Origin of the sequence: Paenibacillus sp. FSL R5-0623 (genome assembly GCF_037974265.1) — a bacterium.
Classification (GTDB): Bacteria; Bacillota; Bacilli; order Paenibacillales; family Paenibacillaceae; genus Paenibacillus.
This window is the reverse complement of the sequence record NZ_CP150233.1, coordinates 3726912-3748952: the sequence shown is the minus strand read 5'-3', so window position 1 is coordinate 3748952 and position 22041 is coordinate 3726912. Positions and strand designations below refer to the sequence as shown.

Here is a 22041-nt window from a genome sequence, read left to right as displayed (position 1 = left end):
GAATGGTTATCTGGCTATCTTGGCTTTCCTCAGTTCCAGTTCAGCCTGGCGATATTCCATCACCTGGTTAAAGCCGTAGTTCACACGACGGATCAGAAAATTTTCAAAAATTTTGTCAAAGGCAGCTTCATCCTTCGCTGTAATCAGTTCTGGCAGCACCTCTTCCCAATTCTGAGAAATACGTGACCAGGCTAACGCTATATCGGAATCCCCTACAGGATCGAGTCCCTTATAGATGCCGCTGTCCAGATCGGCGTGTTGGTTAGCGAACGCCTCCATTTGCTTAATGGACGGAGTATGCTCGGGTCTCCACGGGTTAACGAAAGCAGGGTTTCGCAGCATCCAGTAGGTATCCATAATGCCATATTCTTTTTCCAGCCGCTCCCGATCCGTGTCATACAACTGGACCATTGCCGCCGTCAGCTGCGGTATGCCGTTCTCCATCGTCCAAGTTTCACCTTCTTTGCCCAAAAATAAATCTCTTTGGCCTTCTTCGCTGGCCAGATAGGTCAAAAATCGGATGGCCCGTTCAGGGTTTTCCGTGGATCTGCTAATCATCGTAACCATCCAGCCATCCATGCTGCCGGGAAACAGTTTGGCGGATTCTCTCCTGCTGCTCCGGGGTCCATCTACAGCAATATAGTATGAACTCTGATTCGTAAGGACTTCCAATTTCGAATTGAGGTCCGATATGTCTGTCCATTCCCGAATCATCATAAAATATTGGGCTTGGTTGGTTTTTTCCTGCACCTGTGCACTGGAGTCGACCAGAAAATCAACATTAATCAGGCCCTGCTCGTAAGCGATACGAAATGTTTTCAGCCACTCAATATAATCCGGATCTGTCATTCGGTCGTATACTTTACCGTTCTGTTCATGGGGGATCGCAAGCAGATTTTGCAAATATTCAGTCATCCCATAGGATGCATTCCCCTGTGCCCAGAACGGACTGATTAGCTTGCCTTTATAAACAGAATATTGATTCTTCAGCAATTGCAATGCATGTAGAAAACCTTTCGGTGTGGTAAGGTCCGGTTTGCCCATCGACTCATACAGATCTTTACGTACGAGAAAGGTTTGGTTCGCTCCCGTCAAGCCGGTTGAACGCATCTGTTCGGGACTGTACGCATCATTGGGGATGACATAGGTATGGCCGTCTTCCTGCCGATACCATTGTAGAGCACCATCACCTGCTACCTTGTAAAAGTAAGGATCATACTTGTTGGCTAGCTCATCCAGGGCATAGATGAGATTACTCTCCCGAAGTTTGTTAACCGCACTCTCCCAGGAGCCGATGGTTATCAAATCCGGCAGACTACCGGTCGTCAACATCCGTGATAACATCTCGCTTGGTTCACCAGTTGATACGTCAAATTCGATATTGACCCCTGTTTTTTTGGTGACATATTTGGAAGTCATGCTCTCACCCCAAGTGTGCCCGTACCATTCGGCTCCAACGAACCACGTTAGATTCACGGGGGTGGTATCCAGCTTCCATGACGGTTCTTCCAGATTCAGATTAAGGCTCTGTATCTGCTCCGTGAAGTCAGCCTTTGTCGAAGTACCCATATCTTCCGATTGCTCTAACTCAGAGCAAGCAGTCAAGCCTGACAATAGACACATCATCAACAAGGCTAAAATAAAAGAACTTCGAAACATGAACACCTAAGCGCCTCCTTTCTATACTCGCCATCTCCAATCCCCATCTGCACCAGCATTCATACGAGTGGTGGTACAACCGATTTTACTACCCTTGGATTAAAATGGAAATGGTTTAGTGGTCGATTCGCAGATGATCCGCAACATTCCCCCTAACGAAACATAACTTGTAATAAATCAATGGAAGGGAGACCAATTCGTGTATTTAATCTGGATACTTATTGTCGGTGGGCTAATTGGCTGGTTAAGTGGAAATCTGATTGGACGGGACGTGCCGGGAGGCGTACTCGGCAATATCATTGCTGGCTTTGTTGGATCGTGGTTAGGGTATGAACTGTTGGGACCGAGGGGGCCGGTGGTGGGTGGATTTCATATCATACCCGCGATCGTTGGGTCGATCATTGCTCTCTTGATTTTCTATGCTCTGGCGCGCGGTGGAGCGTTCCGAAGACGTTAACAGGCGGAGACGACTTTACTAAGTAAACTTTATTTTGTGGTGATACAAGTTGATTACACTAAACTTTATTGCCCGGTAGTCGAATAAAGCCGCCGATCCTGTTGATCGGCGGCTTCCTTTGGTTTCTAATCGGGAATGGGAACATGATCTTGTCACGTGCCCTCAGGCACCTCTGCCTGCCCATCTTTTATATGCGTTCATTAATTCTGATCAGTAATTTCTTTAAGATGTGTTTCTCCTCATCATTAAGGGCTTGAACGATTTCATCTTCCACTTTTTGAAATGAGTTATTGAAGTCTTCAATCAAGTCAACCGCTTTTGGTAATACATAAATATTTTTTTGCCGTTCATTATTGGCCGGGATTTTACGTTCGATGAAACCTTTTTGCTCTAGACCTTGAAGCATGCTTGTAACGCTTGCCCCACGCAGATGAAACCGATCTGCAAGATCCTTTTGAATAATATGATTATCTTGATTCTCATAAATATAATCGATTACTTTTCCTTGTTGAGAACTTAATCCTAGCTCTTTTATACTCTCATCTGCTCTTTTCTTTAACTTAAGACCGATAATTTGAAACAAATCCATATAAGGCGTATCTTCTCGGGAATGCATGACCGTCCATCGTCCCCTCTGTAATTGTTAGGAATCTAATTGTAAGTAGCTAAAATATACAGTGATATCAGTAGGCTTGTCAAACAATTGTTAGGCTATTGACTGTTAGATATCTAATAGTTATACTGCGAAGTGTTCAGTCACAAACACATTAGGAGGATTTTTTATGATGGAGAAATTAAATCAAAATGCTGGGTTAGAAGAAATTACGGCGATTACAAATGTACGAATCTTTGATGGATATCAAATTATTGCTCCCAGACATATTGTCATTAAAGGGGTCTCCATTATTTCAGTGGGCGGAGACATCCCAAGCGATGCAACAATCATCGATGGAGAAAATGCGACATTAATACCTGGACTCATTGATGCACATGTTCATACCTCAATTGGCGGATTACGAGATGCCTTAAACTTTGGTGTTACAACAGAACTCGAAATGAACGGCGATTTTACTAAAAGAGGGCGCGAAATTCAGCTAAAAAATGTGGATGACATCGCAGACGTTCGATCTGCTGGGACAGCGATTACCGCTCCTGGTGGGCACCCAGATGAATTACTGCCTGATGGAGATGAAATACCTGAATTCGTATTAAAGGAACTAGAGAAGTTATCGGAGGAAGACCGGGAAGCAATGTTGGCCGCCTACGCTCACGATCACGACGAAATACCTCAAGTGACGACGGTTGAAGAAGCGATCAAACATGTGCATACCCAAGTGGAGAATGGATCTGACTATATTAAGATCATGATTGAAGAGGGAACGGTTATGGGTGCACCTGGCCTTCCTGTTCTAAGTGACGAAATTCTAAAAACAGCTGTTACTGAAGCCCACAAGTTCGATAAGTTGGTCATTGCCCACGTCTTGACGGCTCTTTCCTCAAAAGCAGCCATCGATTTTGGAGTCGACGGTTTGGGCCACTTGTTTATCGACAGACCCGAGTACACGTCCGAATTGGTTAAATGCATAGCTGATTCTGGAGCTTTTGTTACACCGTGCTTGGTGTTGAATTCATCGATTATTGGTAATCCGGCATCAGAATTGGCTAATGATCAACGAGTTCATTCCAAATTAAGTCCGGATTGGATCGATATCTTGAACTCAAGCTTCAATACGTACCCACAAGGCAATATGGAGAACAGCTTTAAAAATGTGATGGATCTTCACCGTGCCGGAGTTGATATTCTTGTAGGGACGGATGTCGCACCGGTTCCCGTTCCGAACCTTGGTGGCCTTGCTCATGGGGCCAGTGTTCACCACGAAATGCAGCTGCTGGTGAAGGCTGGGTTCACTCCGATCGAAGCTCTTCAGTCGGCTACTTCCAAACCGGCCCGTTGCTTTGGTCTACATGATCGTGGCCGGATTACCGAAGGTGCACGTGCTGATCTTATTCTCATAAATGGTGATCCGATCACTAATATTTCAGATACTTTGTCAATCAAATTCGTGTGGTCCAATGGTTCGCAAAAACTAGGCTAAAACTAGTAGTTTATATTTCCTAATTGTAAAATCACTAAGAAGAGGGAGTGCAAAATGCAGTCCCTCTTCATGCTACTTGAAAAGTTGGCACCTTTTTATTAGATAGGAACCAGAATGTAACTATTGGGTGTTAACAACAAAACAACCGTTTCAAGAACGGTTGTTTTGTAGTCATGAAAGATTAAACTAGTGTTCTAGTCCCGAATTTTAATGTCCGGATACTCGATTACTCTACTGCTCCAGTGGCGCCGATTCGAAGATCAACTTCCACGTCAAAATGTGCTCGGGATAGTTCTTTTCCCCAGTCGGCCTGCGCTTCCTTGTATACGGGATACTGATATGCCCTGGCGTAAAACCCATACCCGAAAGGATCGACATTATGTTTTGGCAATTTTTAAGATGAAATAGCATCTCAAGTGTTATTTCCATAATAATCGCCTCTACAAATGGTGGGAACGGAACTTGCCCTCGTGACTCACCAAGCGTCAATAGGAGCTTCAAAGGTATAATCTCAAAATGAAACGAAATGATGGCTATAAAAATTCCAGGCAAAAATGCACAATAAGGAATGACGAAACGGGCCATCGGGAACTTTAATCATCAACCGTCTGAAAAAAAGACATGAATGTAGCCGGTGCAACTAGAACACTTGGCGAACCATCGACTACAACCACACAACGGCCCAGCAGTATTTGAGAAGCAGCTTGTATCCGGTCTCTCTGTCGTAATCATTTGGGGAAGTAACGCAAGAGGTTGGTCCTCAATAAATTCAGTCAATTCTCCGGTGTTAATGATGGCATCCACGTCAATAGACTGAATCCGTTCTTCTAGCGCTTTAATGATGTCCGGCTGGGTCACATCTTCCAAATAAAGCAAAGATACTGGCGTTTGTCCCTGCTGTCCAACAATATACCGCTTCACCTTTAACTCTTTGTCCGCAATATAACGACGGATCATGGCAATATTGTGAGAACCTGTCTCTATAAATCCTTGATGAGCCCCTTTCAGTGAGGGCTCCTGCTGAGGATCCTCAATAGCGCGTTGCGGGAATCCTTTTGTATCCAATGCATATGCAGTACTTCTTCCTTCACTAAATAACACGCTGTAGCCGAGTATAATGGAAAGTTTGAGCTCTTCCCACTTGGAGTGAGGTTTTACATAACCCACTGTTGTAATGAAATCTCCGGAAGGATTTCCGGTTTCTAGTTGAAGCGGAGCAAGAAAATTTTGATTAAGCCGGGAGTATTCGTAAAGATTTCATCAATTCTACCCAAGGATTCGTTCAAACTTTTCCCAGTTTGCCGAAAGATCTGCTCGTATTTGTTGCCGCATCCATTCTATGTTCATTTGAGCAAATCAGTAATATCAACGTTCATATGTTCAGTAAGCATTAAGGTTACATCCACTTTCACTTTGCTCCACAATAGTGTCATTTTATGAATGTAACCCCTCACCGAATAATCTACCGTTAAACTCAGTTCAGATCTCACTTCATCTATAATTTTAATATGATGTTCCTTTAGCCTTTGTTTCGATTTGTACATTTCTAAAGCAATTTTCTTTTGGGTACCGTCCAGGTAGTCAACATACACAGACTTCATTTTGAAGTTTGAAGCGTATATTTTATGCTTATCTACCTCCAGAGCACCTAAAAGATAAGGGAGCTCCACCACCCTCTTCACGAGTGAAAGTTCCTCGAAAGTCTGTCGCACTTTACACGCCTCCTTCTTCAAGTTTTACAGCGACCAATTGATCAAAATCGACCCATTCAAATCCATTCTCCATTTCAATTTTGATTTTCTTTCCAAAGCTACTGACTGAAGTGACGATCCCGTGTATATACCGATTGCCTGACTCAGTAAATATTTCAAAGGTGGCTTGCAATGTATAATTGAGCGACATATCTATATTCTGAGTAATAATCTCCCACTCATCTTCATGGATCAGTGGTTTCGTTTGAACATGAATTTGAGTTCGATGCTGTATAATTCGTTCTTTATGTTGTGGAAGCATCATGCGGCTCGATTCCCATAATCCATTGGCCTCCAGTTTTTTGCTCATTTGTAATGCCCCCCGATTTTAGATGCTCGATCGATCGCTTGACCCGCAGCCGTAATGGAGCTCGCTCGTAGAATGGCAATGTCGCCAAATCGATCCTTAATGTCGTCCATCACCTGATCAATGGCCCGTTTCTGTTCTTGATCATCAAAAAAAGATAGTTGATATGTATCCGCGTTGGATAATTGAGACAGGGATACACCTACACGGCGCACAGGTTGCCCATCCCAGTGTTGATGAAAGATGCGTTTGGCTATCTTGCACACATCAACGGTTATGTTTGTAGGATCAGACAGTTTAACCTGCCTGTGAAAACCAGTGGGGTGGTCAAAATCCGCTGCAGACACACTTACGGAAACGACACTACCCATCAACCCCTTTTGTCGGGCTCTTCTGCATACTTCTGTGCAGATATCGAGAATAACCACTTCGATCTCCCAAGCCTCTGTGAAATCTCTAGGCAGGGTCATTCCGTTTCCGATATCTTTTTGTGTACTGTGCGTATTGACGGTTACAGGCGAATTATCGAGTCCATTTGCGACTCGCCAGATGACTTCTCCATTAACACCCCACTTACTTCTTAATTTGGAAAGAGGCGTATTCGCCAGGTCTCTAATGGTTCGGATGCCCATCTTCCACAGATGTTTTTCCATTCTTGAGCCTATTCCCCACATATCGCGGATGGGCTTATCTCCAATATGGAGGTGTAACTCCTCTTTCTTTAAGTGGAAAATACCCCCCTCTGCTTTTTTAGCAATCATATCGCAGCATAATTTACTGATGATTTTGTTTTCACCAATGCCAGCTCTTGCGTAAACGCCTGTTTCATTATAGATTTTGTCTTGAATTTGCTTGGCTAAATCGACTGGATCATTACCGAATAGATGCATAGACCCTGTAAAATCAGCGAATAATTCGTCTATACTGTACGGTTCGACCAGATCGGTGAACTCCTCAATAATGGACATGATTTGAGTGGATACTTCGATGTATTCTTGCATGTGTGGTCTCACAATGATCAGTTCAGGGCACTTCTGAAGAGACTGCCAGAGTGGTTCCGCGGTAGATACACCCTTCGCTTTGGCTAGTGGACAAGCAGCAAGGATAATGCCAGAACGTCTTGCTGGATCGCCAGCGACGGCGAGTGGTCTATTTTTGTATTGAGGCATTTTTGCCTTTTCGACTGAAGCATAAAAGCTCTGCATATCAATGAGCATAATGGTTCGTTGCTTAGTCAACACTGAAATCACTCCTATACTTTTAAGAACGTATGTTTGTATATTATAAACCGAACGCATGTTCTTTATGCAAGAGGTAAATATTTATATTCATCCGAGATAAGGTCATACTAGTATTAAAAACGATTACTTAAGACAAAAGAAAGACCCCCTGAGGGGTGATGTAAGGAGATTGAGTATATCCCAAACTTTGTGCCAAACATCTAACATTTGCACGGCTGACGAAGCATTTATCCGCAATATCATAACCGTACCGATAATATAAAAAAGTCGCTAAAATAGCGACTACAATGGGGCTGTATGGTTGTGGCTGAGCTTATCAGTTTACCTATTCAGGTAACAGTGCAAGTTTAGATTATTGTTAATGGTAAATCTCGCATACAATTTACTTCACATGCCAAGCGTGTACAAAGTGCTTACTTCAGATATGCCCGTTAGTTGAACATGAATTTAGATATGGCTCATCATTAATCAGTCTTAAATCCACTTATAAAGGGTCTGTTGCCCATAGGATTCCAATATGTATATTGTCCACTGCAACTATTCCCGTATCAAACGTATGCCAATGTGAGTTAGTTATCGTTACCTCTAGTTAAAAAACTTTCTATGAGAAGTTTGAAACTCCTCCTTCAACTAACCAGACGGTTAGTTCAACATCCTAGCATAAGTAGTCGTAAAAGATTAAATCAAAAATTAAGGTGAATAATCTAATGTCCTGATGGTACTATCTCTCCACCTCAAATGTACTTTTCATAAGTCTCATGTGTGCAGGATTGTCTAACGCGCTAGCGATTTGCATTGGCAATATTTACTCATTAAACTGTGTTCTCATCTTTGTGGATAAGCATTATAAAGACAAAGACAGGAGTTTTAATAGAAATGAACGTTCTCACCAAATCCATCATTGGTCTGCTTTGCGTGACGACATTGGTCCTCGTATGAGTCATTTATCACGGACTGCAGCCGCTACTTGTCATACCCCGCCAGCCAGAAGTAATTTTCGCTCAACCCGGATCAATTAGAACAAAATTCAGTGTTTGAGAACGTTCGCGAGGACATCCCTACCGTATCTCGATCAGATGAGAAACTTACATACCTCCGAAACTGAGAGTTTATAAATTATAGTTTACAGTTACAGTATGACGATTAAATAGAAAAGGGCTGCTAATCCAAAACGGTATAGAGCAAACCACTCCAATCGAAGTCGCTTGATCAGTCTAATAAACGTTACTACCGCAATCATAGCCACAAGAAAGGATGTCATAAAGCCAATTAACATTAGATAAAAATCGTCTAAACTAAGTAAATCGCGGCTATCATATAAGTCCAACAAGGTAGCACCAAACATAACAGGTACAGAAATAATGAACGTAAAATCTGCGGCAGCTTTTTGGCTAGTACCGAGCAAAAGGCCACCTGAAATCGTCGAACCCGATCTCGAAAAACCTGGCCACAAAGCTAGACATTGGAATAAGCCAATCCCAAAAGCTTGTTTGTAACTAATCATATCAATTGTATCAACGCTGGTAGTTCTCTTACTCTGTGCTGCGATGATCATTAACAAACCACCAGCAACTAAACCAATTAAGACAGATGTAGGGCCGAATAATTGACTTTTTATAGTGTCCTTTAGTAGAAGATATACGATTAATGCTGGTAACATAGCCAAAATCATATGTATTACGTTTAATCCTTTACTTTTTGAAAAATCCATTTTAATTAAGTTTGATCCAATCTCCATATACCTTTTCCAATAAAGAATTAGAACTGCCATCACTGCACCCAACTGTATAACAATTTTAAAGGTTATTGCCGCGTCTCCCTCAAAGTTAAGTAAATTGCCTGCTAAAATAAGATGTCCAGTAGACGATACGGGTAAGAATTCAGTTAAGCCTTCTATTATGCCAAGTATTATTGCTTTTATTACATCAGTCATTAGAAGATATCCCCTTTACGAAAATAAACTCGCTTAACAAGTTCAAGTATAAGAGTAAATGACTATATATTCCCATCGATTAGCATAACAATATTCATTTCAGTGTGACATTATTGTCACATCATTTAAATGATATGCAGATCATATCAATCATCACCTCCTATCTTCTCAAACATTAGAAAACACAAAAGAAGCCGCAAAATTGGCGGCTTCCAGTGGAACGATGTTCGTGTCCTTCGACAACTGGGTTCAGCAAATTCTAAAATTGTTCAACCATGACGGATGGCGGATACGGCATCGAACGATAATCCACCATTCCAATACACCCACTGATGCTGAAATTAAAAATTGTACTGTAATGTCCCTGTTCCTGTCCTGATCGAGATTGATTGAATCCAGATGCTCAATCAGACTTTTCCTGAACATGGTTTCCATTTGGTTTCGAAATATTATGCTTCCCTTGCTCTTCAGCATAATCGAGTAGAATAAAGCATGCTGCTCCAAATATTCAAAAGTGTTAAATAGTGCAGTTTTGGAAGGAAGGTGAACCAAGTCATCTCCAGACATACAATGTCGAAGCAACTGGTTAATCTCAGCTGCTATGCATTCCAATATTATTCTTCTTCATAAACAACGACGGTTTTACTTTCTTCTTCCCATTGCACGGTTGCATCCAATGCCTCACTTATGAAACGTACGGGTACATAAGTACTGCCTTTTGTGATAGTTGCTGGCGCATCCAAAGAGACGTTTTTGCCATTAACTGTTGCAGTCTTACTGTCAACCACAAGTTTAATGCTCACCCCATCCTTCATGACAATGATGGAGCGTTCTTCGGGATTCCATGCCACTTCGGCTTTCAAAGACTCAGCTATGGCGCGAAAAGGAACAAACGTGTTGCCCTTTTTGACAAAAGGTTCGGAGTCAGAAGCTTCCCCGTTCACATACAGCTTCACCCCATTCTTTTTACCCGCCTTTTCATTGAGTTTCCCCATTGTTTTGTACAGGTCCAGGTTTTTAAAATTGGCTTTAATGGCCTCTTCCTGCAAATACACCGCGTCAGTCACACTACCGTTTTTTTCGAGCATTTCTGCTGCAGTTTCCAACGCCTTGTCCTTTTCAAGGATGGCTTCAAGTTCTTTAATTTGTTCGTCCGTCAGCTCAGTCGCATATTTTGTAAGCAAAATATCGGCTAGTACAGCACCTGCCGGTTTATCTTCCACATGTTGAATAGCATTTAGCAAACCTTTGTATCCTTTGGAGCCTTTTTTCTTGGATTCGGTTGGATCGGTTGTATTGTTGGTTGTATTCTCTGTCTCCGATGTTGAGGAATCCTTAACTTTGTCATCTTCAGTGCTGACCGTTTCAGAAGACTCGACTTCCTCGGTCTGTTTCTCCTCAATTGGAGTTTCTTTGTCTTTGGGTGCTTTTGACGATACCTCTTTACCTGATTGTCCGGGGGGAGTGTTTCCCGGTTTGGCTGAGGTTGTGCCTGCGGCGGTGGCTAGCATTAGCGCCAGACTGGTTAGCAAGATGACTGTTTTTTTCATTGACGATTCCTCCTGAAGAAAAAATATATGCTCCTTCATTATCGGCAGAATAAATACTTCCTGATAGGAATTTTACGAATAATTCGCCTATCTCCTTTTCTTGAATACATTGTAGTGAAATCAAACCTGAAGGGCGGCATCAAATATGAATTTTGTTTATCATGAAGCGATTCTTTTTACTTCAAATGTTTGGGGTGGTTCGTACGACATTTGGCTTTATCAACCTTTAACAGGTCAGACCATTAAGCTAACCCAGGATCTTGGTGAGGCATTTACAATTCCATACTGGTCGCCAGATGTCCGGAACATCGCCTTTATCGGCAAGAAAAATATCGTGTATGTATTCAATCTAAACAGCAGGACATGGGCACAAATTGATCAAATTGACCCTTATACTTTACTGAGCTGGTCGCCGGATAGTCTATACTTGAGTTATGTAAAAAACGGACGGATTGTGATCTACAATATCAACTCCCATGCCAGCGGTTCAATCGTTCAACAAGGAGCCACCGATGTCCAGTGGTTTCCTTCAGGAGAGGCTCTCCTGTTTGCAGCTCCGGATGAAGCAGGCAATACCCAACTATATAAAATTAACCGAGATGGCATAAACAAACAGCAATTAACTCAAAATAATGGGCCCCTCCACAATGTCAGAATATCACCTAACGGAGAGTTTGTCCTATATACATCCCCGGGAGCCAGCATTTCGTTGATCACTACGGTGAACATGACAACAGGAGCAAGCTACCAACTTAATGGTGGCCCTCAGGCGAAAAACTATTTCCCTGAATGGTCCCCGGACTCTTCACTCATCGCATACAGTGCCACCGACTTTGTGGATAATCAATATGTTTCTTTAATCCAGACCGACAGCCGAGTTGGAGGGCAACAAAAAACATGGGCGGTCTCCACCTGCTTCTCTACCCCTTTAAGTTGGTCGCCGGATGGGAACCGAATCGCTTACTTATCAGGATGCAATAATCAAGAACAAGCAACCGAAATGTGGAGTATTGATATAAGAAACCCTAATAATCCGATCAAAATTGTTGAGGCAAGGTGGATTACAGCTCTTAGATGGTCCCCACGAGTGCATGATGTTCATCCGTATGGATTATATTTCAATCAGGTATACAAGATATCTTTCTATTATCCGCGAAGCTGGCACAAAGTTACCGAAGAACGATTCGAAGGAGCGGACGGATTTTTTCAGATATCCCCGATCTCTTCTGAGGAAGAAATTCACGAGGTATGCAGAGCGGAAGCTTTTCATATGTTGAAACCCTACGGGGCAAACCCCCGAATTTTCCCTGCTGTTATTCAAGCACAAGAAGCCTGTTTCATATTTCCTTCGGAAGACCAACCCGTGGAAATGAGAAATCAGGCGGCACTTATTGTAAAATATCCTGCTCCTGTTGTGATTCAAGGAATTACGTATTCATATTTCATCTTATGGGCTGATCAAAATCACTTGATTTCACTGGGAAAGACACTTACTTTTAACTATCAAAGTTAATACGTTGGATAAGTCTCCATAAATTATTTTTATTTGGGATATCTGTGTTTGAGAAATAGGTCTTTTGTTTTGAGGACTCAATGGAGTTGATTCAGGAGCTGTAACAAAAATAACTGTTGTTACTTTAGGACTGTAACTTCTTTCCAATAAGCGGAAAACTCTTTCGAATCAGTAACATACGATATTTCAGTATAATAGATTGGAGGAATGAAAATGGTTCGTACACTCGACGCTCGTACTTCTCTCGCATCCACAGGGATTACTCCGCTCAACATCCTACTTCCATCAAACACACCTACCCTGCTTGGGATCGTGGGACTCAACATTGTTAATCCAGGACCGCTCACCCGTACTCAGTTTAATGGGACCTATCGATTCTCAGTGGCCAGTTTATCTTCGTTGCCCTCTACTATTCGAATGGAAATCTTCAGGGGGGCCACTAATACAGGCCAACCTATTTATGTCGTTTCCCAGCCTATATTCACTTCCACCAACACTATACTCGCAAGTTTCGAAGGTTCAGATTACAATGTGCCTCCCCCTATAAATGGTCAACTTATTTATTCTGCGTACGCTACATTCACCTATAATCCAAGCTTCAGTGTTAACAACGTTCGCCTGGGACCCGAAAGTTTCAATGCTACAGTGTATTCCGATGATTAATAGCTATGAGTTAATTGAGGATCAACTTTTCTTTTTTGCTTTATTTAGCCCAACTGTAATCCTCTTCTGCCCGAACAATCTTGATTCTCCTGTTTGGCTTGTCAATTAATGTGACGGTACAAGTTCTTGTCCTTGGATCGGTATACGAACTTGTACCGATAAAACAAAAAAAAGCCGCTATAATAGCGACTCAACGGAAACATATTCTCGTTCCTGACATTCTTTTCACCACTAACCCTAATAAAATTAACCTTGATGGGGCATTTGCCTGATTACTACAAGAGGTACCACCAATATTCTAGCTTATTTAATTAACTTATTTACAGTGATCATCAATTCATCCAAAACTTTGTGATCGCCCTCTGAAATGCGTTCAATGACACAGCTTTTCATATGATGTTCCAAAAGCTGCTTTCCTACTCCATTCAACGCGGATTGAATAGAGGCAATTTGGTGTAATACGTCATCACAATACGTATCCTTCTCAATCATTCCTTTTACTCCACGGACTTGCCCTTCAATCCGATTCAAACGGCTAATTAACTTTCGCTTTGTACTCTCCGAATGATGACTTTTTCGCTCGTTTGAAGATGTATGGTCACATGAGGCGGCCTCAAGTATCTTATCATCCAAGTAGATCAACTCCTTTATTTACACATTACCATCCCCCCCTACCCTATGTAAAGGGAGCAAGAAGTTCCTACAACAATATATCAGTCAAAGGGCTATTTATATTAAGAATAACCCCAGTCGGAAGTGACCGGGGTCGTAAGAGTTACTTAACTAACTCACTGATTTCGTTGAGATTTTCGGCAAAGCCTACAAAGACCTTATCTCCAATGACAAGGGTTGGAACAACCTGTTTGCCAGTCAACTTCCAGACTTCCTCAGCGTACTTGGCATCTTCTTCACAATTGTAATCCGTATAGGGAAGTTCATGCTCTGTAAAGTAACGTTTAGCATAATTGCAATCGCTACAGGTTGGGATTGAATAAATCTGAATGGGTTCCGTCATGCACAATTACCCTCCCTTGTACTTCATTATATATTACGCTCCGATGTTGTATCCTTTTTTACGGATCGCTTCTTCAATTTCAGCGATTTGAACTTTAGAATCGTCAAATCGAACTTCTACTGTTCCCTGTTCAAAATTAACGTGGCCTTCAGCGCCAAGAGCGCTAATTGCACCTTCAATTTTAGATACACAAGAACGGGAAGACATACCTTGAATTTTTACAGTTGCTTCTTTCACTGTTTTCACCCCCTTTCAAGAGTCATAAACTTCAAGTTTTCCAGTGTCATTCGATTAACGAATTTGCTGAACTTTTCTTTGCCTTTTGCATGCATCTTATAATAATCAACAATTGCGGTAACGAAAGGAATAAGCTGATCCTCCGTTAATCCGGAATGTAGCAGCTTGGCGAAGGAGGGTTTAAGCCCCTTCGACTCGCCACCAACATAAACATCGAACTTATCCCGCATCTTTACGATCCCAATATCTTTAATCAACGGTTCACTAGTGCCTAAGGCGCATCCTGCATATCCAATCTTGAGTGGTGCAGACGTATGGATACCGGAAATGGCTTGATTTAAATTTTTGGCTGTTTCCATACCTGCTTCTTCTGCACCTCTACAAAAGTTGCAAGCGATCAGACTTTTGGTTACAAATCCTGCAGGGTTTATTTCAAGACCGTGATCCTCAAGTTTATTTTTGATCTGATCTCGTTGTTCAATCGATACTTCTGCGTAGAGTTGCTTAAAGGGTGTCATCTCCACTTTTGAATCTGGACCAATACTCTCGCCAATTTTAACTAGTTGCTCTGGAGTGAATAAGCTTCCACCAAGTTGGATTGCTGGACTAATCGCTATTTTAATTTTATCTCCCATGCTCATACCTCTCTACTCACTTTACATCCACGACGAAAGGTACTGTAAAGACTTCCCCATCATGTTGGAATTGGCCCCAGATTTTATAGATTCCGCTATGCGGGAAGGAGGTCATAAATTCCGCTTTTGGACCTGTTGCCTTTTCCTCTGTTGGATGAACATGCAGATATTGCTCTGCATCCTCAGAAAGGATAACAACATGACCTACAGCACCGAGGTATTGTTCCAGATTATTAATCCCTTCGTCCGTTTTCGCATCCATGATATTAAAGGTCAGTTTTACGTCTTCATTAGCCTTTGTGCTACTCAATGAAAGTTCGATTTTTTTACCATCCACTTCTTTTACAAGGTTGGGATCCGCTTGAACAGGCTCTTGGGCTTTTTCTGGACCCCCAACGTTCACCCATTCACTGGGTGTAGTACTCGCTCCACCTTTTGGAACAAAGTCGGCAAGGATTTTGTATTCTCCGCCAGATGGAAATGAAGTTTCAATCACAAACGTTCCATCGCCTTTAAAATCTGGATGAATGTGATTAAAGTAAGAAAGGTCTTTACTCACCACGATAAGGTGCATTCTTTTTTCGTGACCCATTTCAAATTCATTAACCGGATTACCATCGACGTCCTTGATTTGGATTGTCAGATGTGAATTTTCATTGGCCTTCACATCTGATGCAAAGGAGAACGAGGCTTTAAGGGTACTTGCTGTTGAATCAGCATGAGTCGCTGCATGATCATGACTCGCACCTTCAGTTTCAGAATTCATCTCAGTATGATTCATACCACCATGTCCATCTGTATGTGCACTTTCTTTAGGGGTTCCGCAAGCAGACAACACACCAAAAGCTAAAACACCGGTTAACATTAGCATGATTTTTTTACTCCTCATCATCATTATGTTCGCTCCTATTCTAGTACTTGACTAGTGACGTACTTTTACGCGTTGCAATCGCAGGGCGTTCAGAACGACGGATACCGAACTCAAGGCCATCGCTGCGCCTGCAACCCATGGTGCTAACAGACCGATAGCTGCAATAGGAATGCCTAAGGTGTTGTAACCAAGTGCCCAGAACAAGTTTTGCTTAATGTTGCGCATGGTCTTACGACTCATGTAGATAGCATCAGGAATACTGGATAGATCGCCGCGCATGAGTGTTACATCAGCCGCTTCCATCGCTACATCTGTCCCCGTGCCAATCGCCATACCAATATCTGCAGTTGCCAAAGCAGGTGCATCATTGATACCATCGCCAACCATGGCCACTTTTTTACCTTGAGATTGCAGTTTTTTCACTTCTTCCGCTTTTCCTTCAGGCAAGACCTCTGCACGAACGTGGTCAATACCTACTTGAGCAGCGATGGCTTTTGCCGTCCGTTCATTGTCACCTGTAATCATAATGACCTGAATGCCCATTTCTTTCAGACGGCTCACTGCAGCTTTCGAAGATTCTTTAATTGTGTCTGCTACAGCAACCATACCTGCATACTGGCCATCAATGGCAACCAGCATCGCAGTTTTGCCCGCTTCTTCCAAACCTGACATCGAATGATAAGCTGATTTTGCATCAATATTATACTTTTCCATCAGTCGACGTGTACCCACGAGCAGTTGTTTACCTTGAACCATTGCTTGGATTCCGAAACCCGGAAATGCTTCAAACGATTGAGTTCCTGGTAGTTCAATATTTCGTTCCTGGATGCCCACAACGATGGCTTCTGCAAGTGGATGCTCAGAATTTTTCTCTGCAGCTCCAACAAGTTTCAGGAATTCATTTTCATTGCCAAGAGCGACGACGTCAGTCAATTCAGGTTTACCTTTTGTAACAGTACCGGTTTTATCCAGAAGGATCGCATCAATTTTATGTGTCTGTTCCAGATGTTCCCCACCTTTGAACAACACCCCTAGTTCAGCCGAACGACCAGACCCCGCCATAATGGATGTTGGGGTTGCAAGTCCAAGTGCACAAGGACATGCGATAACAAGAATCGCAATTGCTTTTTCTAACGAACCTGCAAAATCGCCTGGTGTAACCCAGAAGTACCAAACCACGAAAGCAACTATTGCAATCCCTACAACGATCGGGACGAATATGCCCGAGATCACATCGGCTACCCGCTGAATTGGTGCTTTTGATCCCTGAGCTTCTTCAACAACCTTAATAATTTGTGCAAGAGCGGTTTCTTTACCTACTTTGGTTGCTTTGATCCGAAGAATACCGTTTTTATTAATCGTAGCTCCAATCACAGCATCACCGACTTTTTTCTCTACTGGAAGGCTTTCACCCGTAAGCATGGATTCATCTACAGATGAGATCCCTTCCAGCACCTCTCCATCTACAGGAACTTTATCTCCTGGGCGAATAAGGACAACATCTCCTACAATGACTTCATCCACTGGAATGGTAAGTTCTTTGCCATCCCGAACCACTAATGCCGTCTTCGCCTGCAGACTCATCAGTGATTTAATTGCCTCTGATGTTCGGCCTTTCGCAAGTGATTCAAACAATTTACCCATAAGAACCAATGTAATAAGGACCGCACTCGTCTCATAATAGAGGGATGGACCATGATGCATCCCGTCAGCCATACTTGACCATTGAATGGTTAAATACAAACTATAGAAGTAGGCTGCAGAGGTACCAAGTGATATCAACACATCCATGTTGGCACTCCTGTTTCGGAGAGCCTTATACGCACCTACATAGAACTGTCTACCAATATAAAATTGTACTGGTGTAGCCAGGATTAGTTGGAACCATGGATTTATAAACAAATCCGGTACATAGATCCACGAAGTGAACGAGAAGTGACCTACCATAGCCCACAACAGCGGCAAGGAAAGAATGGCCGAAATCAATAATTTCCGTTTTTGATTGCTCAGTTCTTTGGCGCGATGGTCACTTGCACCACCACTGGAACCGTCTGCCTTGATGATCGCTGTATAACCGAGTTTACTCACCTTGTCTTTCATGTCTTCGATGGAAACCTCACCAGGAGAAAATTCAACTCGAGCCGTTTCCATGGCGAAGTTTACTGAAGCGTTAGTCACGCCGGGCAGCTTATTCAGCCCTTTTTCAATTTTGTTCGCACATGCTGCACAGGTCATGCCTTCAAGATTGAACTGCGCAACCTCTGAAACGGAACCATATCCAAGTTTTTTGATTTTTTCCTCAAGTTCTTTCATTTCCACTTTCGTGGGATCATACGTTACACTTGCTTTTTCCAAAGCGAAGTTAACATTCGCTGATGTGACCCCGTCCATTTTGCCGAGGCCTTTTTCGATTTTGTTTGCACACGCTGCACAGGTCATACCTGTAATTTGTATACTCGACTGTTTGGTCTGAGCCGATGCTGTTGCCACAATAATTCACTCCCCTTATCGTCCATTACTTTTACGCTACTTCGTAGCCTTGTTCTTCAATAACTTCTTTAATTTGCTCCAAGGAGACTTGATTTTCATCATACGTCGCCTCAACCGAATCATCACTGAGGTTCACCTTGCCACTCACTCCAATTTCTTTCAGAGCACCTTCGATGGAGTTTACACAATGTTGGCAGCTCATACCTTGTACGCTCAATACAATGTTTTTCATCTTATTTCGTCCCTTCTTGTGGGTAATTTTTTGGTTTAGTTTGACCTAAACGATGGGCTGTACTCTCGAGGCCAGTTCCTCAGGTCTAGTCGACCTCTTGTTAAATACAATACCCCCCTACCCTATATTAGTCAACATCTTTTTATACCCCTCCACCCTATATGAACTATCTTTCCCGTTAGCTCAATGAATTTATGGAGAGAAGAACCGATTATCTGTATGCTGATCGGTAATCGGACCATGTTCATGTCCTTGACTTGGGAAAACTTGTACCGATAAAATAAAAAAGCCGCTAAAATAGCGACTTCAATGGGGTCATGATCTTGTCTCTCGATATAAAATTCCCTTTTTTATTGTTGGATGCTACTCCATCTGCTTACATCACATTGTCCATAATCATTATCACCCACAGCAACCATCGTACCATCCGATTTCAGTCCAATCGTATGGGCACACCCCGCCGAAACAGCTCGAATATCGTGCCAGCCACGTACGTCGCATTGGTGATGTTTATTCGAACCCACCGCAACCATTGTACCGTCAGACTTAAGACCAACAGTATGATAACTCCCCGCTGAAACTGCCACAATATCGCGCCAACCGCTTACGTTGCATTCACCATCATTATTTCTTCCCACAGCCACTACCGTGCCATCCGATTTGAGCCCAACCGTATGAAGATACCCCGCCGAAACAGCCAATATGTCGCTCCAGTCGTTTACGCTACATTGGTTATACTTATTGTTACCAACGGCTGTTACCGTTCCGTCTAATTTTAGACCAACTGTATGCCAGTCACCCGTCGTGACCGATACAATATTATGCCAGCTGCTCACGTTACATTCCCCTTCATTATTTCGCCCCACCGCAACCACAGTGCCATCTGATTTAATCCCAACCGTACGGCACCAACCTGCCGAAATGGTTACAATATCGCGCCATTCGCTTACATTACATTGGTCATGCTTATTCCAACCTATAGCAGTTACCGTACCATCAGATTTAAGACCAACGGTATGTGCATTACCGGTGTTCGCAGCCATATGAACATTACCAGCAGCAACTGCGACAATATGGCACCAATCGTTTACCTTACATTGACCGTATTTATGATCACCCACAGCTATTACTGTTCCGTCAGATTTAAGAGCAACGGTATGACGACGACCTGCCGCTATGGTACAGCTACGGAACCGTTTCGTCTCAAACACTGTTTCCTTCGGTGAATTGTAGTCCATATCTTCCTCCTCTCCACAAATTGAAGGCAAATTTACATTTCCTCTACGTTGTTAGATCGCACTGCTACAAAAGAAAGGCTCGTACAGGCTGGGTATTATTACTTCCCTGCCCAATACGAGCGTCTACGTCATATTGCACTCAAACGGTTGATCCAGGTGTGTATTTTTAGCAATCGTTTCATTTCATGTCGCGATAGTCTAATAGATCCTTCAAATTTGAGATTTTCTGTAACAGCTGTTCACCGACATTGGTTTCCCTCACCAGTTTCCGCGCCAGTTCTTTGTCCACCAATCTTTTTAGAGATAACACGTCCGTTCCGTTACATAAGACATCTTCTTTTGAGTTAAATTTCTTATGGGCGACAAGTTGCATGCCAAAGGAATTGTACAACAAGGTATATCCGGCAATGCCCGTTGTGGATTGATAGGCTTTGGAAAAACCGCCGTCAATCACGATCATTTTTCCGTTTGCTTTAACAGGGCTCTCTCCACTAATTTCTTTGACAGGTGTGTGGCCGTTAATGACATGTCCATGATCTGGATTCAAATCAAACTCCTGTAAGATTTTTCGACAGATCTCTTCATTTTCACGTAAATGGTAGTAAGGATTCTTTCTCTCCTTATGTGCTTCTTTATCTTGGATAAAATACCGTTCAAAAGTGGTCATTTCTCTCTTTCCAAAGAGCGAGGAGCATTCCCCTGTCCAGATGTACCATACCATATCCGTCGCCAGATCTTCTGTCTCTTCCGGATGCGCAAAGGCGTAACGTAAATAATCTTCAAAAACATCAAGCAATTGACGGCCCGCATATGTCTTGTCTTCAATCTGCAGTTCTTCCATATTTCCTTCTTCATCCAAAGGAATACAGCCGTGGATTAACAAATTCCCGTTGTATTTTAAATAAAGGCTACCCTTTTTCATGAGAAAATTCATATGTCTGGCCATCTTTTCGGAATGCTGAACGGAAAACAACAGCTTTTCCATCACCTGGCGTTCTTCCTCCAGCAATTGTTCAGGTTTCTGCGGATTAACGGTTGCGAAACAGGTGTTTTCCAGCATGTACGTTTTACCGCAGATATTGATTTCATTGTTGTCGTAATCAATCTGTTCCAGCAAAAGTCTTTCAGACATATTAAAGTATGGGCGTCTCTTGATAATCGGGATTTCAAGTTTAAACTGGATCATGGCAATGGCTTGGTGAATTTTGGTGATCTGCAGAATTTCCTGCTCCGATACATTATGGCCAGCCTGTAGCTTAGGTCTGAAGGACGGATTGTCTTTATAATATTTCTCCGCCAGGTTTAGCAGTGGGCGCAGATTGATTCCGTATACATCTTCAATGATGTCCAGATTATCGTATCTGGCGCAGATCCGAATAATATTCGCGAGGCAGACCAGGGAACCTGCGTAGGCTCCGATCCAAAGGACATCATGGTTCCCCCACTGTATGTCTACAGAATGGTAGTTGATCAGCGTATCCATAATTTTATCGGGGTACGGCCCCCGGTCATAGATATCTCCAACCACATGAAGATGGTCAACGACCAGACGCTGTGTCGTATAAGCAAGTCCGATAATGAGATTGTCCGCCTGGCCCAAGGATATTATTTGCCGATATATTTCCTCGTAATAAGGATTCTTATTGTTGGTCGAATCCGTCTTGTATAAAAGCTCTTCTACAATATATACATATTGCTCCGGCAGAGCTTTACGCAATTTTGAGCGTGTATACTTGGAAGACGCATAAGAAATAAGCTTAAGCATGTGTTCAATTGTTAGTCTATACCACTGGTTCAAAGCCTGTTTATTGCTCAGTTCCCCTATAACCAGCTGTATTTTTTCTTCCGGGTAATAAACTAACGCCGCAAAATCATTGATTTCTTGATCCGTCCAAACCTCCCGGAATAATTCTTTGATTTTCTCTTTGACAGTACCCGAACCGTTTCTTAGTACATGCTGAAAAGCGTGGAACTCCCCATGCAAATCACTGACAAAATGCTCGGTTCCCTTTGGGAGATTGGAGATCGCTTCAAGGTTGATGATCTCTGTTATGATTTTTTCTTCCGTATCATATTTCTCGGCCAATAAATCTAGAAACTGCTCATCCAAAACAGATGTCCCCCTTCAAGGAAGTATGGTGTTGTATAGCTGG

At 42.6% G+C, this 22041-nt stretch carries 21 protein-coding genes and 3 pseudogenes; 3 read left to right on the top strand and 21 right to left on the bottom strand.

Annotation, left to right across the window (positions count from 1 at the left end; translation table 11 throughout):
- Positions 1-6: 6 nt before the first annotated feature.
- Entirely contained in the window at positions 7-1659 is a 1653-nt protein-coding gene (locus MKY92_RS16370) for an extracellular solute-binding protein (protein WP_339296928.1), read from the bottom strand.
- A 199-nt stretch (positions 1660-1858) separates the two neighbouring features.
- Between MKY92_RS16370 and MKY92_RS16365 the strand changes: the two genes are divergently transcribed.
- Entirely contained in the window at positions 1859-2116 is a 258-nt protein-coding gene (locus MKY92_RS16365; RefSeq protein ID WP_074095306.1) for a GlsB/YeaQ/YmgE family stress response membrane protein, read from the top strand.
- Between the two features lie 187 nt (positions 2117-2303).
- On the opposite strand, the gene MKY92_RS16360 is transcribed toward MKY92_RS16365, so the two are convergent.
- A complete protein-coding gene (locus MKY92_RS16360) occupies positions 2304-2732 on the bottom strand; it encodes a MarR family transcriptional regulator (protein ID WP_339296927.1) in 429 nt (142 codons plus the stop codon).
- Between the two features lie 169 nt (positions 2733-2901).
- On the opposite strand from MKY92_RS16360, the gene MKY92_RS16355 reads away from it, so the two are divergent.
- Positions 2902-4212 carry an amidohydrolase family protein gene (locus MKY92_RS16355; protein ID WP_339301815.1) on the top strand — a complete coding sequence of 437 codons (1311 nt, stop codon included), beginning with the start codon at positions 2902-2904 and terminating at the stop codon, positions 4210-4212.
- Positions 4213-4438: 226 nt separating this feature from the next.
- Here the strand turns inward: MKY92_RS16355 and MKY92_RS16350 are convergent, their stop codons facing one another.
- The 10 genes and pseudogenes from MKY92_RS16350 to MKY92_RS16305 form a co-directional block, all read right to left on the bottom strand.
- A complete protein-coding gene (locus tag MKY92_RS16350; RefSeq protein WP_339296926.1) occupies positions 4439-4603 on the bottom strand; it encodes a Ger(x)C family spore germination C-terminal domain-containing protein in 165 nt (54 codons plus the stop codon).
- Positions 4604-4677: 74 nt separating this feature from the next.
- A pseudogene (locus MKY92_RS16345) lies at positions 4678-4797 on the bottom strand (hypothetical protein); the annotation flags it as partial.
- 8 nt (positions 4798-4805) lie between these two features.
- Positions 4806-4886 (bottom strand): spore germination protein, encoded by an 81-nt coding sequence (locus MKY92_RS16340; RefSeq protein ID WP_339301814.1) that lies wholly within the window; start codon positions 4884-4886, stop codon positions 4806-4808.
- 91 nt (positions 4887-4977) lie between these two features.
- Positions 4978-5379, bottom strand: a pseudogene (locus tag MKY92_RS16335) (spore germination protein); the annotation flags it as partial.
- Between the two features lie 176 nt (positions 5380-5555).
- Positions 5556-5924 carry a hypothetical protein gene (locus MKY92_RS16330; protein WP_091029878.1) on the bottom strand — a complete coding sequence of 123 codons (369 nt, stop codon included), beginning with the start codon at positions 5922-5924 and terminating at the stop codon, positions 5556-5558.
- Position 5925: 1 nt separating this feature from the next.
- Positions 5926-6273: a YolD-like family protein gene (locus tag MKY92_RS16325; RefSeq protein ID WP_310335784.1), complete on the bottom strand. Its 348-nt coding sequence runs from the start codon at positions 6271-6273 to the stop codon at positions 5926-5928.
- On the bottom strand, positions 6270-7508 hold the full coding sequence (locus MKY92_RS16320; RefSeq protein ID WP_339296925.1) for a DNA polymerase IV: 1239 nt from the start codon (positions 7506-7508) through the stop codon (positions 6270-6272). The genes MKY92_RS16325 and MKY92_RS16320 overlap by 4 nt, the downstream gene beginning before the upstream one ends.
- A 1132-nt stretch (positions 7509-8640) precedes the next feature.
- Positions 8641-9444, bottom strand: a complete 804-nt coding sequence (locus MKY92_RS16315; RefSeq protein WP_339296924.1) for an undecaprenyl-diphosphate phosphatase — start codon at positions 9442-9444, stop codon at positions 8641-8643.
- A gap of 259 nt (positions 9445-9703) precedes the next feature.
- A pseudogene (locus MKY92_RS16310) lies at positions 9704-10053 on the bottom strand (TetR-like C-terminal domain-containing protein); the annotation flags it as partial.
- Positions 10054-10058: 5 nt separating this feature from the next.
- A complete protein-coding gene (locus MKY92_RS16305) occupies positions 10059-10994 on the bottom strand; it encodes a copper amine oxidase N-terminal domain-containing protein (protein ID WP_339296923.1) in 936 nt (311 codons plus the stop codon).
- Positions 10995-11139: 145 nt separating this feature from the next.
- On the opposite strand from MKY92_RS16305, the gene MKY92_RS16300 reads away from it, so the two are divergent.
- Positions 11140-12507, top strand: coding sequence for a hypothetical protein (locus MKY92_RS16300; RefSeq protein ID WP_339296922.1), 1368 nt, complete (start codon positions 11140-11142; stop codon positions 12505-12507).
- Positions 12508-13473: 966 nt separating this feature from the next.
- On the opposite strand, the gene MKY92_RS16295 is transcribed toward MKY92_RS16300, so the two are convergent.
- The 9 genes from MKY92_RS16295 to MKY92_RS16255 all read right to left on the bottom strand — a co-directional run bounded on the left by MKY92_RS16295 (position 13474) and on the right by MKY92_RS16255 (position 21998).
- Positions 13474-13803, bottom strand: a complete 330-nt coding sequence (locus tag MKY92_RS16295; protein WP_339296921.1) for a metal-sensitive transcriptional regulator — start codon at positions 13801-13803, stop codon at positions 13474-13476.
- A gap of 142 nt (positions 13804-13945) precedes the next feature.
- Entirely contained in the window at positions 13946-14185 is a 240-nt protein-coding gene (locus tag MKY92_RS16290; RefSeq protein WP_339296920.1) for a glutaredoxin family protein, read from the bottom strand.
- A gap of 33 nt (positions 14186-14218) precedes the next feature.
- Positions 14219-14422 carry a heavy metal-associated domain-containing protein gene (locus MKY92_RS16285; RefSeq protein ID WP_339296919.1) on the bottom strand — a complete coding sequence of 68 codons (204 nt, stop codon included), beginning with the start codon at positions 14420-14422 and terminating at the stop codon, positions 14219-14221.
- Between the two features lie 5 nt (positions 14423-14427).
- Positions 14428-15057, bottom strand: a complete 630-nt coding sequence (locus MKY92_RS16280; RefSeq protein WP_339296918.1) for a nitrite reductase — start codon at positions 15055-15057, stop codon at positions 14428-14430.
- A gap of 16 nt (positions 15058-15073) precedes the next feature.
- Positions 15074-15952 (bottom strand): hypothetical protein, encoded by an 879-nt coding sequence (locus MKY92_RS16275; RefSeq protein WP_339296917.1) that lies wholly within the window; start codon positions 15950-15952, stop codon positions 15074-15076.
- A 27-nt stretch (positions 15953-15979) separates the two neighbouring features.
- On the bottom strand, positions 15980-18421 hold the full coding sequence (locus tag MKY92_RS16270; protein WP_339301813.1) for a heavy metal translocating P-type ATPase: 2442 nt from the start codon (positions 18419-18421) through the stop codon (positions 15980-15982).
- A gap of 28 nt (positions 18422-18449) precedes the next feature.
- Positions 18450-18650 carry a cation transporter gene (locus MKY92_RS16265; RefSeq protein WP_339296916.1) on the bottom strand — a complete coding sequence of 67 codons (201 nt, stop codon included), beginning with the start codon at positions 18648-18650 and terminating at the stop codon, positions 18450-18452.
- A 350-nt stretch (positions 18651-19000) separates the two neighbouring features.
- Positions 19001-19888: a chromosome condensation regulator gene (locus MKY92_RS16260; protein WP_339296915.1), complete on the bottom strand. Its 888-nt coding sequence runs from the start codon at positions 19886-19888 to the stop codon at positions 19001-19003.
- Between the two features lie 178 nt (positions 19889-20066).
- Positions 20067-21998, bottom strand: coding sequence for a fructose-1,6-bisphosphatase (locus tag MKY92_RS16255; protein ID WP_339296914.1), 1932 nt, complete (start codon positions 21996-21998; stop codon positions 20067-20069).
- Positions 21999-22041 lie beyond the last annotated feature (43 nt).

Bases quoted from the DNA above. Each gene is read 5' to 3' on its own strand.
- MKY92_RS16315 (WP_339296924.1), bottom strand. From the start codon at position 9,444: ATGACTGATGTAATAAAAGCAATAATACTTGGCATAATAGAAGGCTTA.
- MKY92_RS16280 (WP_339296918.1), bottom strand. From the start codon at position 15,057: ATGGGAGATAAAATTAAAATAGCGATTAGTCCAGCAATCCAACTTGGT.
- MKY92_RS16370 (WP_339296928.1), bottom strand. From the start codon at position 1,659: ATGTTTCGAAGTTCTTTTATTTTAGCCTTGTTGATGATGTGTCTATTG.
- MKY92_RS16290 (WP_339296920.1), bottom strand. From the start codon at position 14,185: ATGACGGAACCCATTCAGATTTATTCAATCCCAACCTGTAGCGATTGC.
- MKY92_RS16360 (WP_339296927.1), bottom strand. From the start codon at position 2,732: ATGCATTCCCGAGAAGATACGCCTTATATGGATTTGTTTCAAATTATC.
- MKY92_RS16325 (WP_310335784.1), bottom strand. From the start codon at position 6,273: ATGAGCAAAAAACTGGAGGCCAATGGATTATGGGAATCGAGCCGCATG.
- MKY92_RS16265 (WP_339296916.1), bottom strand. From the start codon at position 18,650: ATGAAAAACATTGTATTGAGCGTACAAGGTATGAGCTGCCAACATTGT.
- MKY92_RS16260 (WP_339296915.1), bottom strand. From the start codon at position 19,888: ATGGACTACAATTCACCGAAGGAAACAGTGTTTGAGACGAAACGGTTC.
- MKY92_RS16355 (WP_339301815.1), top strand. From the start codon at position 2,902: ATGGAGAAATTAAATCAAAATGCTGGGTTAGAAGAAATTACGGCGATT.
- MKY92_RS16300 (WP_339296922.1), top strand. From the start codon at position 11,140: ATGAATTTTGTTTATCATGAAGCGATTCTTTTTACTTCAAATGTTTGG.
- MKY92_RS16275 (WP_339296917.1), bottom strand. From the start codon at position 15,952: ATGATGATGAGGAGTAAAAAAATCATGCTAATGTTAACCGGTGTTTTA.
- MKY92_RS16305 (WP_339296923.1), bottom strand. From the start codon at position 10,994: ATGAAAAAAACAGTCATCTTGCTAACCAGTCTGGCGCTAATGCTAGCC.